Below are 15,966 nucleotides of genomic sequence, written 5' to 3'. Positions count from 1 at the left end.
ATGACGATGCCCGGCGGCGGCCTGCCGCAGGCCGCTTCGGCGGCGCCGCCTTCCAGCGAGCAGATCTTGCGCGTGGAAGACCTCACCGTGTCCTTCGACGGCTTCAAGGCGGTGGACGGCCTGAGCCTTGCGGTCGAGCGCAACGAGCTGCGCGTGATCATCGGCCCGAACGGCGCGGGCAAGACCACGCTGCTCGACATGGTGTGCGGCAAGACCAAGCCGAGTTCGGGCCGCGTGCTCTTCAACGGCGCCGACCTCGCCCGCATGAACGAGCACGAGATCGTGCGCGCCGGCGTGGGCCGCAAGTTCCAGACGCCCTCGGTCTATGAAGACCTCACGGTGCTGGAGAACTTCGAGATCTCGCTGCCGCGCATGCACGGCCTGCTGCAGTCGCTGACCTTCCGCCGCACGGCGGCGCTGCGCGAGCGCATCGACGCGATGGCGGCCGACGTGTTCCTGCTCGACCAGCTCGACCGCCGCGCGGGCCAGCTCAGCCACGGCCAGAAGCAATGGCTGGAGATCGGGATGCTGCTGATGCAGGAGCCCGAGCTGCTGCTGCTCGACGAGCCCGTGGCAGGCATGAGCCCGCGCGAGCGCGAGCAGACCGGCGACCTGCTGCGGCGCATCGCGTCGGGCAAGTCGCTGGTGGTGATCGAGCACGACATGGATTTCGTCAAGCGCATCGCGCACCGCGTGACGGTGCTGCACCAGGGCCGGCTGCTCAGCGAAGGCACCGCCGCCGAAGTGCAGGCCGACCCGCGCGTGATCGACGTCTACCTCGGCCACTGAACAGAGGAGAAAACGGATGCTCGAAGTTTCCGGACTGAACGTGGCCTACGGCGAATCGCAGGTGATCCGCGACGTGTCGCTGCATGTGGCACCCGGCGAGGCTGTCGCCGTCATGGGCCGCAACGGCATGGGCAAGACCACGCTGCTGAAGTCGCTCATCGGCTTGCTGCCGGCGCGCGGAGGCCACATCCGCCTGGGCGGCGCCGACATCACCAGGCTGCCCAGCTACCAGCGCGTGGCACAGGGGCTGGCCTTCGTGCCGCAGGGGCGCATGGTGTTCCCGTTTCTCACTGTGGAGCAGAACATCCTCTCGGGCGCGGCGAAGTCGGGCCACCGCACGGTGCCCGAGTACCTCTACCGCTTCTTCCCGGTGCTCAAGGACATGAGGCAGCGCAAGGCCGGCAACCTCTCCGGCGGCCAGCAGCAGATGCTGGCGATTGCGCGCGCGCTGATCTCCGAGCCGAAGCTGCTGATCCTCGACGAGCCGACCGAGGGCATCCAGCCTTCGATCATCAAGGAGATCGCGCAGACGCTGAACGTGCTGCGCGCCGAGCGCGGCTTCGCCATCGTGGTGTCGGAGCAGGTGCTGAGCTTCGCGCTCGACCTGGCCGACCGCTTTCTCGTCATCGACCGCGGGCGCCTCGTGCACGACGAGGCGCGCGCGACGCTCGACCAGGACAAGGTCAGGTCGTTCCTGACCGTGTAGCCCTCTTTTTCCTCAACCCCTCTTTCAGGAGCAGTCCCATGAGACACGGTGATATTTCGAGCAGCAACGATTGCGTGGGCGTCGCGGTCGTCAACTACAAGATGCCCCGCCTGCACACCAAGGCCGAGGTGCTGGACAACGCCCGCAAGATCGGCGAGATGCTGGTCGGCATGAAGAAGGGCCTGCCAGGCATGGACCTGGTGGTGTTCCCCGAGTACTCCACGCACGGGATCATGTACGACGCCAAGGAGATGTACGACACGGCCGCCACCGTGCCCGGCGAGGAGACGGCCATCTTCGCCGACGCCTGCCGCCGCGCGAACGTGTGGGGCGTGTTCTCGCTGACCGGCGAGCGCCACGAGGAGCATCCGAACAAGGCGCCCTACAACACGCTGATCCTCATGAACAACCAGGGCGAGATCGTCCAGAAGTACCGCAAGATCATGCCGTGGGTGCCCATCGAGGGCTGGTATCCGGGCGACTGCACCTACGTGAGCGAAGGCCCCAAGGGAATGAAGATCAGCCTGATCATCTGCGACGACGGCAACTACCCCGAGATCTGGCGCGACTGCGCGATGCGCGGCGCCGAGCTCATCATCCGCTGCCAGGGCTACATGTACCCGGCCAAGGAACAGCAGATCATGGTGTCGAAGGCCATGGCCTTCATGAACAACACCTACGTGGCGGTGGCCAACGCGGCGGGTTTCGACGGCGTGTACTCGTACTTCGGCCACTCGGCGCTCATCGGCTTCGACGGCCGCACGCTGGGCGAATGCGGCGAGGAGGAGATGGGCATCAACTACGCCGAGCTCTCGATGGGCCTGATCCGCGACGCACGCCGCAACGGTCAGTCGCAGAACCACCTGTTCAAGCTGGTGCATCGCGGCTACACCGGCACCATCAATTCCGGCGACGGCGACAAGGGCGTGGCGGCCTGCCCGTACAACTTCTACACGAAGTGGATCAACGACCCCGAGGGCACGCGCGAGATGGTGGAGTCGTTCACGCGCAGCACGGTGGGCACGCCGGAGTGCCCGATCGAGGGCATTCCGAACGAAGCGGCCAAGCATCGCTGAGCCGCCGCACCATGGACTACGAGATCTTCGAGCTCGGCGACATCGTGCTGCAGCGGGGCGCCACCCTGCGCGGCGCGAAGCTCGCCTACAAGACCTACGGCACGCTCAACGCCGACAAGAGCAACGTCATCGTCTACCCCACCTGGTATTCGGGGCAGCACCACGACAACGAGTGGCTCATCGGTCCGGGCATGGCGCTCGACCCGGCGAAGTACTTCATCATCGTGCCCAACATGCTGGGCAACGGGCTGTCGTCCTCGCCGAGCAACACGCCGCAACCCTACGACCTCTCGCGCTTTCCGAACGTCACGCTCTACGACAACGTGACGCTGCAGCACCGGCTGGTGACGCAGAAGTTCGGCATCGAGCGCATCGCCCTGGTGGTGGGCTGGTCGATGGGCGCGCAGCAGACCAACCAGTGGGGCTGCCTGTACCCCGACATGGTCCGGCGCATCGCGCCCTTCTGCGGCTCGGCGAAGACGGCGCCGCACAACATCGTGTTCCTCGAGGGCGTGAAGGCGGCGCTCACGGCCGATGCCGCGTGGAACGGCGGCTGGTACACCACGCCGCCCACGAGGGGCCTGCGCGCGGTGGGCCGCGTGTACGCCGGCTGGGGCCTGTCGCAGCCCTTCTACATGCAGGAGCTGTGGCGCGAGCTGGGCTTCAGTTCGCTCGAGGACTTCCTGGTCGGCTACTGGGAAGGCTTCTTCCTGAAGAAGGACGCGAACAACCTGCTGGCGATGCTGTGGTCGTGGCAGCACGGCGACATCAGCGACAACCCGGTGTTCAAGGGCGACTTCAAGAGAGCGCTAGGCGCCATCAAGGCACGCGCCATCGTGATGCCGGCCGAGCGCGACCTGTACTTTCCCGCGGCCGACAACGAGTGGGAGGTGTCGCACATGCCGAACGCCGAGTGCCGCCCGATCCCGGGCGTGTGGGGCCACTTCGCGGGCGGCGGCAGCAGCCCCGCCGACACCCGCTTCATCGACGACGCGCTGAAGGAACTGCTCGCCACGCCATGAACGCACCCGTGCACGATCCGCTCGCGGCCTACCGCATCGAGTCCGAGCCCTTCTACCGGCCCGCGGGCAACGAGGTGGCGCTCTACCGGCAGGCCTACCGCCACCGCATGCCGCTGATCCTCAAGGGCCCGACCGGCTGCGGCAAGACGCGCTTCGTGGAGCACATGGCGTGGTCGCTCGGCCGGCCGCTCGTGACGCTGGCCTGCAACGAGGACATGACGGCATCCGACCTCGTCGGGCGCTACCTGCTCGACGCCAACGGCACCGCCTGGCACGACGGTCCTCTGACGCTGGCGGTGCGGCACGGCGGCATCTGCTACCTCGACGAGGTGGTGGAGGCGCGGCAGGACACGACCGTGGTGATCCACCCGCTGACGGACGCGCGCCGCATCCTGCCGCTGGACAAGAAAGGCGAGCTGGTGCATGCGCATCCCGACTTCCAGCTGGTGGTGTCGTACAACCCCGGCTACCAGAGCAGCGCGAAGGACATGAAGCCATCGACGCGCCAGCGCTTCGCGGCGCTGGAGTTCGACTATCCGGGCAGCACGCTCGAAGCGGAGATCGTCGCGCACGAGGCCGGGGTCGGTCTCGATCTCGCCGCGAAGCTGGTGGCCATCGCGCGCTGCTCGCGCGAGCTGAAGCACCGCGGGCTCGACGAGGGCGTGTCGACGCGCATGCTGATCTACGCGGGCGTGCTGATCCGCGACGGCGTGACGCCGCGCGAGAGCTGCGAGATGACGATGACGCGCGCGCTGACCGACGACCCCGACATGGCGAGCGCGCTGCAGGGCTTCGTCGAGGCGCAGTTCGGATGAGCGAAGGGCACGGCGGCCTCGGTGCGCTGGCGCTGCTCGCGCGCGGCCTGGCCGGCATCGACGTTGAAGTGCAGGCGCTGGCCGGCGCACGCGCCGTGCTCACCGGTCGCAAGCTGCTGCTGCCGGAGAGCGCCACCGGGCCGGGCCTTCGCCGCGCGATGGTCGCGCACGCGGTCGCGCACCTGCGCCACTCGCAGCCCGCGCGCCCGGCGCACACGCTCAGGCCCATGGGCATCGCCATCGTCTCGGCCATCGAGGACGCGCGCGTCGAGCGGCTGCTGTGCCGCGACTTCCCCGGCCTGCACGGCTGGTTCGCCGCGTCGCTGCCGCCGGTGCCCGACGCGCTCGACCTGGGCTTCGCCGCGCTCGTCTCGCGCATGGACCGCCTGCTGCTGCTGCCCTCGTCGCAGGACGACAACCACTGGGTGAACAAGGCACGCCGCCTGTTCGAGGAGACCGCCGCCGGCGCGGGCCTGGAGGACTACGACGCCTTCCGCGCGATCGCCTCGATCCTCGCGAACGACCTGGGCCAGATGCGCGTGCGCTTCGAGCCCCGCGACTACGTCGTGCCCGCGCCCTGGCGCGACGACAACAGCTACCTGTGGGACTTCGCCGAAACCGATGCGGCGCCCGACGAAGCCATCGCGCTGCGGCAAGCGGGCGCACGGCCGCCACCGCCGCCTTCCGACGCGCCGACCGAAGGCAGCGCCCCTCCCCCGGATGCCGCGGGCGACATCGAACTCGGCCGCTACACGTATCCCGAATGGGACCGCAGGCTCGAACGCCTGCGCCCCGACTGGTGCACGGTGATCGAGAAGCTGCCGGCATGGCAGGGCCTGCTGCCGGCGCGCGAGCAGGCATCGGCCGGCAGCGAGCGCATCGCCCCGCTCGCCCTGCCCCGCGCGCGGCACCTCGACCGCACGCACCGCCTGCGCCGGCAATGGGAGGGCGACGACATCGACCTGAATGCGGCCATCGAGGTGCTGGTCGACCGCCGCCTCCGGCTGCGGCCCGACGCGCGCCTGTTCATGCGCCCGGGCAAGGGCCCGCGCCCTTCGAGCGTGCTGGTGCTGCTGGACCTGTCGGCTTCCGCCAACGACCCGGGGCCGCATGCGGCTTCGCTGCTCGACATCGAGAAGCAGGCCGCGCTGATGCTGGCCGCGTCGAACGCGCGCGGCGTCGACCGGCTCGCGATCCACGGCTTCTCGTCGAACACGCGCGCCGAGGTTTACTACTACCGCCTGCTCGAATCGGGCATGCCGCTGGACGCGCCGGCGCGCGCCATGATCGGCGCGCTGCACGGGCGCTACTCGACCCGCATGGGCGCCGCGCTGCGCCATGCCACATCGCTGATGCGCGCCGAGCCGCCGGGCCAGCGCGCGGTGCTGCTGGTGACCGACGGCGCGCCCTCCGACATCGACGTGCACGACGCGCGCTACCTGATCGAGGATGCCCGCCAGGCCGTCGCCGAGGCACGCGATGCCGGCGTGCGCGCCGCCTGCGTCGCGGTGGACGGCGCGGCCGACGCCTATGTGCGGCGCATCTTCGGCTGGCGCGACTATTGCATCGCCGACGACGCGCGCAGCCTGCCCGCCCGGCTCGCGCGCATGAGCGCACGGCTCGCCGCCGCCCACTGACACCGCCGACTGAAGACTATGATGATTCGACACCCCAGGAGACTTCAGCGTGGCTGACAAGGACCCCATACGCGTCGGCATCCTCTATTCGGAAACCGGCGTCACATCGACCATCGGACTCTCGCAGCTGCAGGGCGCGCTGCTCGGCATCGAGGAGATCAACGCGGCCGGCGGCGTGGACGGCCGCGAGATCGTGGCCGTGCGCTACGACCCGCAGTCCAACCCCGCGCGCTACGCCGTGCTGGCCGAGCGGCTGATCGTGCAGGACCGCGTGAACGTGATCTTCGGCTGCTACATGTCGAGCAGCCGCAAGGCCGTGATCCCGGTCATCGAGAAGTGGAACAAGCTGCTCTTCTACCCGACGCTCTACGAGGGCTTCGAGTACTCGGGCAACGTGATCTACACCGGCGCCGCGCCCAACCAGAACAGCGTGCAGCTGGCCGAGTTCATGACCACGAACTTCGGCGCGCGCGTGTACCTGATCGGCTCCGACTACATCTACCCCTACGAGTCGAACCGCATCATGGGCGAGCTGGTGATGCAGCGCCCCGGCAGCGAGAAGCTCGGCGAACGTTATGTGGCGCTGGACGCGGGCGAGCGCGACTACCGGGCCATCATGGACGACATCCGCGACAAGCGGCCCGACTTCATCTTCTCGACCGTGGTGGGCGACTCCACCGCGAGCCTGTACCGCGCCTACGCCGAGGCCGGCTTCGACCCGAAGACCATGCCCATCGCCAGCCTCACGACCTCGGAGGCCGAGATCTCGCAGATGGGCCACGGCGTGGCGACCGGGCACTTCACGGCGGCGCCGTACTTCCAGTCGATCGACTCGGCCGCCAACCGGCGCTGCCTGGCGATGCTGCGCGCGCGCTTCGGCGACGGCTGCGTGCCCAACCTGTGCTGGGAGGCTTCGTACTTCCAGATGCACATCTTCGCCAATGCCTACCGGCAGGCGGGCAGCGACGGCATCGCGGAGATCCTTCCGCACATCCTGGGCAGCGAGTTCGACGCGCCGCAGGGGCTGGTGAAGATCGACCCGACCAACCACCACACCTGCCTGTACCCGCGCATCGGCCGGGTCGATGCGCACGGCCAATTCACCATCGTGCGGCAGGCCACGCGGGCGGTGTACCCGGACCCCTATCTCGTCACCCATTCGTTGGGCGACTGGACCGCCAAGCTGGACACGCTGGAGGCCTGAGCGTGGAAGGCCCGGCTCCAAAACGCCACACCCTGCGCGTCACGCCGCCGCAGCTGAAGGAGCTACGGCTGCTGAAGATCGCGGTGATCCACCCCGACGACAGCGACGGCCGCCAGCTCACGCAGCAGCTGCAGCGCATCGGCTGCCAGGTGCAGGCCTTCTGGCCGCCGGTGCAGGTGCTGCCGGAGGGCATCGACGTGGCCTTCATGGCGGTGCAGCCCGACTTCATCAACCTGCGCTTCGAGTGGACCCGCAGCGAGGACGCGCCGGCCATCATCGCGGTGGTGACCTACGAGAACCCGACGATCATCGAGGCGGTGCTGGAGATCGGCGCCAAGGCGGTGCTGCCGTCGCCGGTGCGCTCGTTCGGGCTGTTCTCTGCGCTGGTTGTGGCGCGCGAGGCGCACAAGGAGGCGCGCTCGCTGGCCAAGCGGCTGCGCAAGGTCGAGGCCAAGCTGCTGGGGCAGCGCCGCATCGCCGAGGCCAAGGCGATATTGATGAAGACGCACGACGTGTCGGAGGGCCAGGCCTACGACCTGATCCGCGACCAGGCCATGAGCAAGCGCACGACCACGGAAGAGATCGCCACGGCCATCGTCAACGCCAACGAGATCCTCTCGCTGGGCATGCGCAAGCCCGACGGGGCCTGACACCCGGCAGGCCGCCGGTCAGGCCTGGCTGAAGGTCTTCAGCACCTCGAGCACGCTCAGCGTCGCGCCGTCGAGCAGCGCATGCTGGCGGTGCGCGATACCCACGCGGCGAGTGAGCTTCGGGCTCACCGGCAGGACCTGTATGCGGTCGTTGCCCGGCGCGATGTCGGTGGACTGCTGCAGCGGCAGCAGCGCCGCGCCGTAGCCGGCCGCCACCAGGCTGCGCATGGCGGCGTCGTAGTTGAGCTCGATGCGCGCGCGCGGCGCGAAGCCGGCAGCGGCAAACCATTCCATGGTGAGGCGGTACATGTGCGTGGTCGCCTCGTTGAAGATCAGCGGCTGCGCCGCCAGCCACGCGGGCGTGACGCGCTTCGGCGCCTTCCAGCGGCGCGGCACGAAGGCCATCATGGGCTGCTCGCACCAGGGCGTGACGACGATGCCGCGCAGCGGCGGCTGCGGAATGGCGACCAGGCCGATGTCGAGCGTGCCCGCCGCCAGCCGCTCCATGGCTTCGTAGGAGCCGCGGATGCTCACCTCGACGTCGATGCCGGAGTGCTCCGCGCCCAGCGCCTCCAGCACCTGCGGCAGCAGGTCGACCAGCACGCCGGTGGATGTGCCCAGCCGCACGCGGCCGATGCGCCCCTCGGCCTGGCGCTTGACCGCCTCGACCGCGTCGTCGGTGTCGCGCAGCAGCTTGCGCCCGCGCTCCACCAGCGCGGCCCCTGCCGCCGTCGGCGTGATGCGCCGGTTGCCGCGCACCACCAGCGGCGCGCCCAGGCGCGATTCGAGTTCGCTGATGTGCAGGCTCACCGTGGGCTGGGCCAGGTGCAGCGCCTGGGCGGCGGCCGAGAAGGTGCCGAGGTCGACGATGGCGATGAGGGTGCGCAGTTGGTCGAGGTTGAGCTGTCGCATGGGCTGTGCCGATATCAGGAAGCCTGATTGCCAGGCTCAGAATTCTCAACTTCCACAATATCACGCCCGACGGGAAGATGAGCGCACCAACCAAGGAGCCCATCGTGAATGCGCCGAAGCCAACGTCCTTTCATCAACGCCTGATCCATGCCCTGCGCGGCTGGCGCCGCCGCGTGGTGAATCGCCGCCGCGCACGCGCCGATTCGCGGCACCTCGCCGGCATGAGCGAGCACGAGCTGCGCGACCTGGGCATCGGGCGCAGCGAAGTGCCCGGGCTGCTGGACGAGCACCGCTACTGAGCACGAAGCCTTTCCGTCGCCGGCATCTCTCTTCAGGTAACGCCCCCGTTTTGAGGTTCAAATCGGGGGCGTGCCCAAGCCAGCCCCACACGCAGATCACGTTTCCATAGAGCTCACCTCGCCGCAGTCGGTGAACGGCAGGCGCGCGGCCTTCCAGTCGCTGTGGCTGCTGGTGCGCATGCAGCACGCCCACGAGGCCGACGCCGGCGTCGTGCGGCTGGCCGACCTGCGCGGCGAGGTGTCCGACGCCAGCACGCTGCGCATGGTCGTGAGCCGCGCCTTCCGCGACTTCAAGACCTGGGGCATCGACGCCGGCTGGGGCGAGGACACGCAGCGCGAGCCCCGCTTCCTGAACGCCGAGCGGCGCAGCCAGGGCCCCTTCTGGCTGCCTGCCGCCGAGGCGAAGCGCGTGCGCGTGCTGGTGCAAGGCCGCGCGGCCACCGCCGCCGAGATCGCGTCCTTCCTCGGACTGCGCTCCCGCAGGCATCAGCAGGCTGCCGGTTCGCCGCCGCCCGATGCGGTGCACCTGCAGGACGCGGCTTTCTGGAAGCAGCTCGTCGCCTCGCAGCAGGCGGCGCGACAGGGGCGGCTGATGGCACCCGTCGCTGGCGAGAAGCCGGGCGAGAACCTGGGCGGCAGCGCCCTCGAATCGATCCGCCTCGCCGGCACGCTGGCGGCCACCGACTTCCAGCGCGCGCTGGTCACGCTCAACGAGGCCATGCTGTGGCGCCGGCTCGGCGACAACGAACAGGCGCGGCGGCGGCTGCAGGCGCTCAAGAAGCAGCGGCTCGCGCACCACGTCGCGGGCAGCGACTACCTCGGCGCGATGGAGTGCATCGTCTCCGCGTGGTGCGCCTATACCGCGCGCGACCTGCCGCTGGCGCAGTCGCTGCTGAGCGGCATGGCCGAAGACGCGGTGCGCGGACTGGTGCTGCGCCACCACCCCGACGTGCGCTTCGAGTGGTGCAACCTGTGGGCGCTGGCCTGCCGCTCGCGCGCGCTGACGCTGTCGGCAGACGACAAGCCCGCCGCGGCCGCGCTGGCCGAGGAGTCGCTGCAACGCTTCGGCGAAGCGCTGGCGGCCGCCTTCGAGTCGCACTCCTTCGACGCGGCGCAGCACGTGGCCGCCAACATGGGCATGGCCGCGTGGCTGTTCGACCGCGTGGGCCTCTCCGACCTGCCCGCGCTGGCGCACGACGGCAACACCGACACCACCCGCCGCGCGGTGCAGTGGATCGCCTTCAGCGAATGGCTCTGCGGCCACACCGACGGCCAGGGCCGTTCGGCGTGGAACGCGATCTACCTGATGCGCATCGCGCGCGGCCATTGCCGGCCCGAGCAGCAGCCCACGCTCGCGCAGTTCCGCGCGCAGAAGCCGCTGGATCCGACCGCCATCTCGAAGCTGGCCGGCCCGCTCGCCGATGCCTTCGATGCGACCAACTGGCCCGCGCGCTGGGTGCAGGTGGCGCAGGCGCGGCTGGCCGACCACCAGGCCGGACGCCGCCGCTATCCGGGCCTGCAGCACTGCAGCCTGCTGTTCGAGCACGCCTGGTACGCGGCGCATGCCGGCGACCTGAAGGCCGCCGAGCAATCGCTGGCGCTGCTGCGCGAGGCGCTGCCCCAGCTGGTACCCAGCGACCGCGCCTACTTCACCGAGTCGTGGAACGACACGCTGCCGGCCGAACTGGTGCTGGAGGCGAAGCCGCCGCGCCGTCCCGCCGCGCGCAGGAAGGCCGCGCCGCGCGCTGTACGCTAGGGCCTGTTTTCATCCGAGCATGTCCGACAAGCCCAACGACCCCATCGACCTGGCCGCGCACCGCGAGCGCCGCGCGAGGCTGCAGCAGCAACGCGAGAGGCAGCAGCGCACGGACGGCTCGCCGCCGGAGCCCGGTTCGGACGAAGTGCCCTGCCCGCGCTGCAAGGAGCCGATCTACGGCAAGGTGCGGCAGTGCCCCCATTGCGGCGTGCACTTCGTCGGCAGCGCGGCGGACTTCGCGCCCAGGCCGAAGATGTCGCTGCGCGCCAAGTGCATCGTCGCGCTGGTCACGCTGGTGCTGCTCTACATGGGGTTCAGCGACGACATCGCCCACTGGTGGTGGTAGGCCCGCCGCGGCTCAGCGCGTGCCGGCCGGCGCGCCGGTCGACTTGCGCACCACCAGCTCGGGGCGCAGCACCACGGTCGAGGCCGACATCGAGTGGCCGTCGATCTCCTCGAACAGCATCTCGGCCGCGCGCCAGCCGAGTTCGCGGTGCGGCAGGCGGATGGTGGTGAGCGGCGGGTCGACCATGTCGACCAGCGGCATGTCGTTGTGGCCGGTGACTGAGATGTCCTGCGGCACGCGCAGGCCCGCCTCGCGCAGCGCGTCGTAGGCGCCCAGCGCGACCAGGTCGTTGCAGCACACCACGGCCTGCGGCGCGGCGCCGGCCGCGAGCATCTGCTTCATCGCCTCGGCGCCGGCCTCGCGGCTGTAGCTCGCGCACTCGACCACGCGGAAGGGCTTCATGCGGTGGTCGCGCAGGGCCTGCTCCACGCCCAGGCGCCGGCCCACGCCGGTGGGAATGGTCTGCGGGCCCGCAAGGTGCGCGATGCGCTTGTGGCCCAGCGCAACGAGGTGGTCGACCGCGAGCTTCATCGCGAGCCGGTCGTCGCTCACCACGGCCGGCAGGCGGCCGGTCTCGTCGGCGCGGTTGACCAGCACGGCCGTCATGCCCGCCTTGGTGACGAAGTCGACCAGCGGATCGTCGCGCGTGGCGGTGGCCATGACCACGCCGTCGACGCGCTGCGCCAGCATGCGCTCCAGCACCGGCCGCGCGAGCGCGTGGTCGACCACGTTGGTGACGAACACGAAATACCCGCGCGCGGCGGCGCTGGCCTCTATGCCCTGCAGGATCGGCGGGAACACCGCGTTGGTGATGTCGGGCACCAGCACGCCGATGGTGTGGGTGCGCCCCGTGCGCAGCGCCGAGGCCGCGCGGTTGGGCCGGTAGCCCAGGCGCTGCGCCGCCTCCTCGACCACGCGCAGCACCTCCTCGCTGATCAGCGAGCGCTTCTCGGGGCTGAGCGCGCGCGAGACGGTGGACACGTGCACGCCGGCGGCGCGGGCGACGTCGCGGATGGTGACGGGTGAGGACGGGGCGGGTTGGTTGGCGCTCATTGGTGCAAACGATTGTCGCCGGGTGCAGTGGCTTCAGGCGGCTTTCTGCCATTCATATACCCCGGATTGCCGCCATTTTACTTTTCGGCGATTTGGACTAATATCGTGCAAACGATTGCAAAGACTTGCCATGAACATCGCCACCTCCCCCCACTCGGTGCTGGGCCACGTGCTCGACGCCATGAGACATACGCCCGACTCCAGGCTGCGCACCGTGATGGAAGCGGTCACGCGCCACCTGCACGCGCTGGTCCAGGAAGTGAAGCTGACGGAAGAAGAGTTCGAGCAGGCGCTCGAATTCATCGTCGCCATCGGCCAGGCCACCGGCGAGACCAAGAACGAGGTGGTGCTGGCGGCGGACATCCTGGGCGTGTCGACCGTGGTCGCGCTGCAGAACAACCAGGACCCGCAGGGCGAGTCGCCGGCCGCGCTGCTCGGGCCCTTCTGGCGCGCGAACGCGCCGGCCTGCGCGCAGGGCGAGAGCATCGCGCGCTCGGGCACGCCGGGCACCCCGCTCGAGGTGACGGGCACGGTGCGCGACCACGAGGGCCGGCCGGTGGCCGATGCCACCGTCGACGTGTGGCAGGCCTCGCCGGTCGGCCTCTACGAGAACCAGGACCCGTCGCAGGAAGACATGAACCTGCGCGGGCGCTTTTCCACCGATGCCGAGGGCCGCTTCCACTTCCGCAGCGTGCGCCCGGCCGGCTACCCGGTGCCGACCGACGGCCCCTGCGGCGTGCTGCTGCGCGCGCAGAAGCGTCACCCGAACCGTCCCGCGCACCTGCACTTCATGGTGAGCAAGCCGGGACACAAGGTGCTCATCACGCAGGTGTTCGCCGATGACGACGAGAACCTGGAGAGCGACCCGACCTTCGGCGTGACGCGTCGGCTGATCGGCCGTTTCGCGCTCGCTCCTGACGGAAAGAGTGCCTCGCTGCACCACGACTTCGAGCTCGAACCCGGCGAGATGAAGTTTCCCCGCCCACCCATTCCCTGAATCAACTCTTCCGCACCACACCCATGAGCTTCGACCCAGTCTCCAGACTAGACGGCAAGGTCGCCGTCATCACCGGCGGCCTAGGCGCCATCGGCTACGCCACCGCCACGCGCCTCGCCGCGCTGGGCGCCACCTGCGTGCTGCTGCACCGCAAGGGCGACGACGCCGCGGCCCGCGCGGCCGCCCTGCCCTCGGCCAACGGCCAGCGCCATGCGGCGATCCGCGCCGACATCGTCGACACGCCGAGCCTCGTCGCCGCCGCGGCCGAGGTGAAGGCCACGCTCGGGCGCTGCGACATCCTCGTCAACAGCGCGGGCCACACGAAACCGGTGCCGGCCGCCGACCTCGACGCGCTGACCGACGAGCTCATCGACGACATCGTGCGTTCCAACTTCCGCGGCGTGTTCGCCACCATCCGCGCGTTCGCGCCGATGCTGAAGGCGAGCGGCGACGGCCTCGTGGCCAACATCTCGTCCATCGCAGGCTTCACGGGCGTGGGCAGCAACCTCGCCTACGTGGCGGCCAAGGCCGGGCTCGACGTGGTGGGCGATGCACTGGCCAAGGCCCTGGCGCCGGCGGTGCGCGTGGTGTCGGTCTCGCCGGGCGCGGTGGAATCGGGCTTCGTGCCGGGGCGCGGCGCGGAGTTCGCCAGCAAGATGGCCAGCACCACGCCGCTGGGCCGCATCGGCCAGCCCGATGACGTGGCCGCCACGGTCGAGGCGCTGGCCACCACCATGCGATTCGTGACCGGCACGCGCATCGTGGTCGACGGAGGGCGCCACCTGTGAGCACCACCAAGACACTCATCACCTGCGCCGTCACGGGCAACCTCGTGAAGCCGGAGCAGACGCCGCACCTGCCGATCACGCCGGTGCAGATCGCCGACGAATGCCTGGCCGCCGCCGAGGCCGGCGCGAGCCAGGTGCACATCCACGTGCGCAACCCCGAGACCGGCAAGCCCTCGATGGAAGTCGAGCTGTACCGCGAGGTGGTGGACCGCATCCGCCGCGGCAACCGCGAGCTGATCGTCAACCTCACGACCGGCCCGGGCGGTCGCTTCATTCCGAGCGAAGACGATCCGAAGGTCGCCGCGCCCGGCACCACGCTGCTGCCGCCCGAGAAGCGCGTGGAGCACATCGCGCTCATCAGGCCCGACGTGTGCTCGCTCGACCTGAACACCATGAACTCCGGCCCCGACGTGGTCATCAACACGCCGAGGAACGTGCGGCGCATGGCGAAGGTGATGCGCGAGGCGGGCGTGAAGCCCGAGCTGGAGATCTTCGACTCGGGCGACATCAACCTCGCGCTCGACCTCATCGCCGACGGCACGCTCGACGGCCCCGCCATGTGGACCTTCGTTCTCGGCGTGAAGTACGGCTTCGCGCCCACGCCCGAGACGCTGCTCTATGCGCGCAACATGCTGCCGCGCGGCGCCTTCTGGAGCGCCTTCGGCATCGGGCGCATGGAGTTCCCGATCGTCGCGCAGGCCTGGCTGCTGGGCGGCCACGTGCGCGTGGGGATGGAAGACAACATCTACCTCGAGAAGGGCGTGCTCGCCGAGAGCAACGCGCAGCTGGTGGCGAAGGCGCGCGACATCCTCGTGAGCCTGGGCGGCGAAGTCGCCAACCCGCGCGAGGCCCGCGCGATGCTGGGCCTGCCAGATGCGAGGAGCTGAACGATGAGCGCAGCAGCCATGCACCCCGCCCACAGTTCGCGCGCACTGCGCGTGAACGAGAAGGCCGCCGACCTCGACGCATTGCGGCTCGAAGCGGCACCGCAAACCGAGCCGGTGCCGCCGCCCGGCCATGCCGTGGTGCGCATCGCGGCCGCCGCGGTGAACCCCAGCGACGTGAAGGCCACGCTGGGCATCATGCCGCAGGCGGTCTGGCCCCGGACGCCAGGCCGCGACTTCGCGGGCACCGTGGTGAGCGGCCCTTCGGAGTGGATCGGCCGCGAGGTCTACGGCTCCGGCGGCGACGTGGGCATCACGCGCGACGGCTCGCATGCACGCTACCTGGTGCTGCCCGAGCAGGCGCTGCGCGCCAAGCCCCGCGGCATCTCGATGGACGAGGCCGGCGCGGTGGGCGTGCCCTTCGTCACAGCCTACGAAGGCTTCCGCCGCAGCGGCATGCCGCAGGCCGGGCAGACGGTGCTGGTGTTGGGCGCCAACGGCAAGGTCGGGCAGGCGGCGGTGCAGCTCGCCTCGCAGGCCGGCGCGCGCGTGATCGCGGTGCAGCGGCATGCAGGCCCTTTCCAGGGCTTCGCGGCCGGACCGGTGGACACGATCGACGCGCGCCACCACGCCGACGTGGGCGCGCGGGTGCGCGAGCTCACCGACGGACGCGGCGCGAACATCGTCTACAACACCGTGGGCAGTGCCTACTTCGAGGCGGCCAACAAGGCGATGGCCAAGGGTGCGACGCAGATCTTCATCGCCACGCACGACCGCGCGGTGCCCTTCGACATCTTCGCGTTCTACCGGGGCATGCACACCTACGTGGGCATCGACTCGCTGGCGATGGACTGCGTCGCCAGCACCGCGCAGCTCGACGCCATGCGCGAGGGCTTCGAGCGCGGCACGCTGAAGCCCTTTCCGGTGGCACGCCACTTCACGCTCGACGAGGCACACGACGCCTACCGGCTGGTGCTCTCGGGCAGCACCGACCGTGTCGTGCTGCGCCCCTGAACTCTTTCCGGAGCACAC

At 69.9% G+C, this 15,966-nt stretch carries 17 protein-coding genes; 15 read left to right on the top strand and 2 right to left on the bottom strand.

Annotation, left to right across the window (positions count from 1 at the left end; translation table 11 throughout):
* Positions 1 to 6 precede the first annotated feature (6 nt).
* Genes urtD through EJP69_RS22540 form a run of 8 tightly spaced genes read left to right on the top strand, consistent with a single transcriptional unit; the run spans position 7 to position 7,899 of the window.
* Positions 7 to 789, top strand: coding sequence for an urea ABC transporter ATP-binding protein UrtD (gene urtD, locus EJP69_RS22575; protein WP_093300593.1), 783 nt, complete (start codon positions 7 to 9; stop codon positions 787 to 789).
* A gap of 16 nt (positions 790 to 805) precedes the next feature.
* Complete coding sequence (gene urtE, locus EJP69_RS22570) at positions 806 to 1,495, top strand: urea ABC transporter ATP-binding subunit UrtE (RefSeq protein WP_093300513.1); 690 nt, start codon at positions 806 to 808, stop codon at positions 1,493 to 1,495.
* A 38-nt stretch (positions 1,496 to 1,533) separates the two neighbouring features.
* A complete protein-coding gene (locus EJP69_RS22565) occupies positions 1,534 to 2,571 on the top strand; it encodes an aliphatic amidase (protein ID WP_126472580.1) in 1,038 nt (345 codons plus the stop codon).
* A gap of 11 nt (positions 2,572 to 2,582) precedes the next feature.
* Positions 2,583 to 3,593: an alpha/beta fold hydrolase gene (locus tag EJP69_RS22560; protein WP_126472579.1), complete on the top strand. Its 1,011-nt coding sequence runs from the start codon at positions 2,583 to 2,585 to the stop codon at positions 3,591 to 3,593.
* Positions 3,590 to 4,408 carry a CbbQ/NirQ/NorQ/GpvN family protein gene (locus EJP69_RS22555; protein WP_093300508.1) on the top strand — a complete coding sequence of 273 codons (819 nt, stop codon included), beginning with the start codon at positions 3,590 to 3,592 and terminating at the stop codon, positions 4,406 to 4,408. The genes EJP69_RS22560 and EJP69_RS22555 overlap by 4 nt, the downstream gene beginning before the upstream one ends.
* On the top strand, positions 4,405 to 6,045 hold the full coding sequence (locus EJP69_RS22550; RefSeq protein ID WP_126472578.1) for a nitric oxide reductase activation protein NorD: 1,641 nt from the start codon (positions 4,405 to 4,407) through the stop codon (positions 6,043 to 6,045). The genes EJP69_RS22555 and EJP69_RS22550 overlap by 4 nt, the downstream gene beginning before the upstream one ends.
* Before the next feature lie 49 nt (positions 6,046 to 6,094).
* Entirely contained in the window at positions 6,095 to 7,249 is a 1,155-nt protein-coding gene (locus EJP69_RS22545; protein ID WP_093195663.1) for a transporter substrate-binding domain-containing protein, read from the top strand.
* 2 nt (positions 7,250 to 7,251) lie between these two features.
* Complete coding sequence (locus EJP69_RS22540; protein ID WP_240652270.1) at positions 7,252 to 7,899, top strand: ANTAR domain-containing response regulator; 648 nt, start codon at positions 7,252 to 7,254, stop codon at positions 7,897 to 7,899.
* 18 nt (positions 7,900 to 7,917) lie between these two features.
* Here EJP69_RS22540 and EJP69_RS22535 read toward each other — a convergent pair whose 3' ends face one another.
* Positions 7,918 to 8,811 (bottom strand): LysR family transcriptional regulator, encoded by an 894-nt coding sequence (locus tag EJP69_RS22535; protein WP_126472577.1) that lies wholly within the window; start codon positions 8,809 to 8,811, stop codon positions 7,918 to 7,920.
* 77 nt (positions 8,812 to 8,888) lie between these two features.
* On the opposite strand from EJP69_RS22535, the gene EJP69_RS22530 reads away from it, so the two are divergent.
* The 3 genes from EJP69_RS22530 to EJP69_RS22520 all read left to right on the top strand — a co-directional run bounded on the left by EJP69_RS22530 (position 8,889) and on the right by EJP69_RS22520 (position 11,212).
* Positions 8,889 to 9,110 carry a DUF1127 domain-containing protein gene (locus EJP69_RS22530; RefSeq protein ID WP_240652269.1) on the top strand — a complete coding sequence of 74 codons (222 nt, stop codon included), beginning with the start codon at positions 8,889 to 8,891 and terminating at the stop codon, positions 9,108 to 9,110.
* Between the two features lie 70 nt (positions 9,111 to 9,180).
* Positions 9,181 to 10,866: a hypothetical protein gene (locus tag EJP69_RS22525; RefSeq protein WP_126472576.1), complete on the top strand. Its 1,686-nt coding sequence runs from the start codon at positions 9,181 to 9,183 to the stop codon at positions 10,864 to 10,866.
* Between the two features lie 19 nt (positions 10,867 to 10,885).
* Positions 10,886 to 11,212: a hypothetical protein gene (locus tag EJP69_RS22520; RefSeq protein ID WP_126472575.1), complete on the top strand. Its 327-nt coding sequence runs from the start codon at positions 10,886 to 10,888 to the stop codon at positions 11,210 to 11,212.
* A 12-nt stretch (positions 11,213 to 11,224) separates the two neighbouring features.
* Here EJP69_RS22520 and EJP69_RS22515 read toward each other — a convergent pair whose 3' ends face one another.
* Positions 11,225 to 12,265: a LacI family DNA-binding transcriptional regulator gene (locus EJP69_RS22515; protein ID WP_126472574.1), complete on the bottom strand. Its 1,041-nt coding sequence runs from the start codon at positions 12,263 to 12,265 to the stop codon at positions 11,225 to 11,227.
* A gap of 130 nt (positions 12,266 to 12,395) precedes the next feature.
* Between EJP69_RS22515 and EJP69_RS22510 the strand changes: the two genes are divergently transcribed.
* From EJP69_RS22510 to EJP69_RS22495, 4 genes are read left to right on the top strand one after another with little or no spacing between them, the layout of a single operon-like run.
* The gene (locus EJP69_RS22510; protein WP_093195669.1) at positions 12,396 to 13,262 is read left to right on the top strand and encodes a dioxygenase family protein; all 867 of its coding nucleotides are present in this window, start codon (positions 12,396 to 12,398) and stop codon (positions 13,260 to 13,262) included.
* Between the two features lie 23 nt (positions 13,263 to 13,285).
* A complete protein-coding gene (locus EJP69_RS22505) occupies positions 13,286 to 14,050 on the top strand; it encodes an SDR family NAD(P)-dependent oxidoreductase (protein WP_126472573.1) in 765 nt (254 codons plus the stop codon).
* Positions 14,047 to 14,937: a beta-keto acid cleavage family enzyme gene (locus EJP69_RS22500; RefSeq protein WP_126472572.1), complete on the top strand. Its 891-nt coding sequence runs from the start codon at positions 14,047 to 14,049 to the stop codon at positions 14,935 to 14,937. The genes EJP69_RS22505 and EJP69_RS22500 overlap by 4 nt, the downstream gene beginning before the upstream one ends.
* 3 nt (positions 14,938 to 14,940) lie before the next feature.
* Entirely contained in the window at positions 14,941 to 15,948 is a 1,008-nt protein-coding gene (locus EJP69_RS22495; protein WP_240652267.1) for a quinone oxidoreductase family protein, read from the top strand.
* The last annotated feature ends 18 nt before the right edge of the window (positions 15,949 to 15,966 follow it).

This window comes from Variovorax gossypii (assembly GCF_003965815.1).
In the GTDB taxonomy this organism is placed as follows: domain Bacteria; phylum Pseudomonadota; class Gammaproteobacteria; order Burkholderiales; family Burkholderiaceae_C; genus Variovorax; species Variovorax gossypii.
This window is presented reverse-complemented; position numbering and strand designations above follow the sequence as displayed.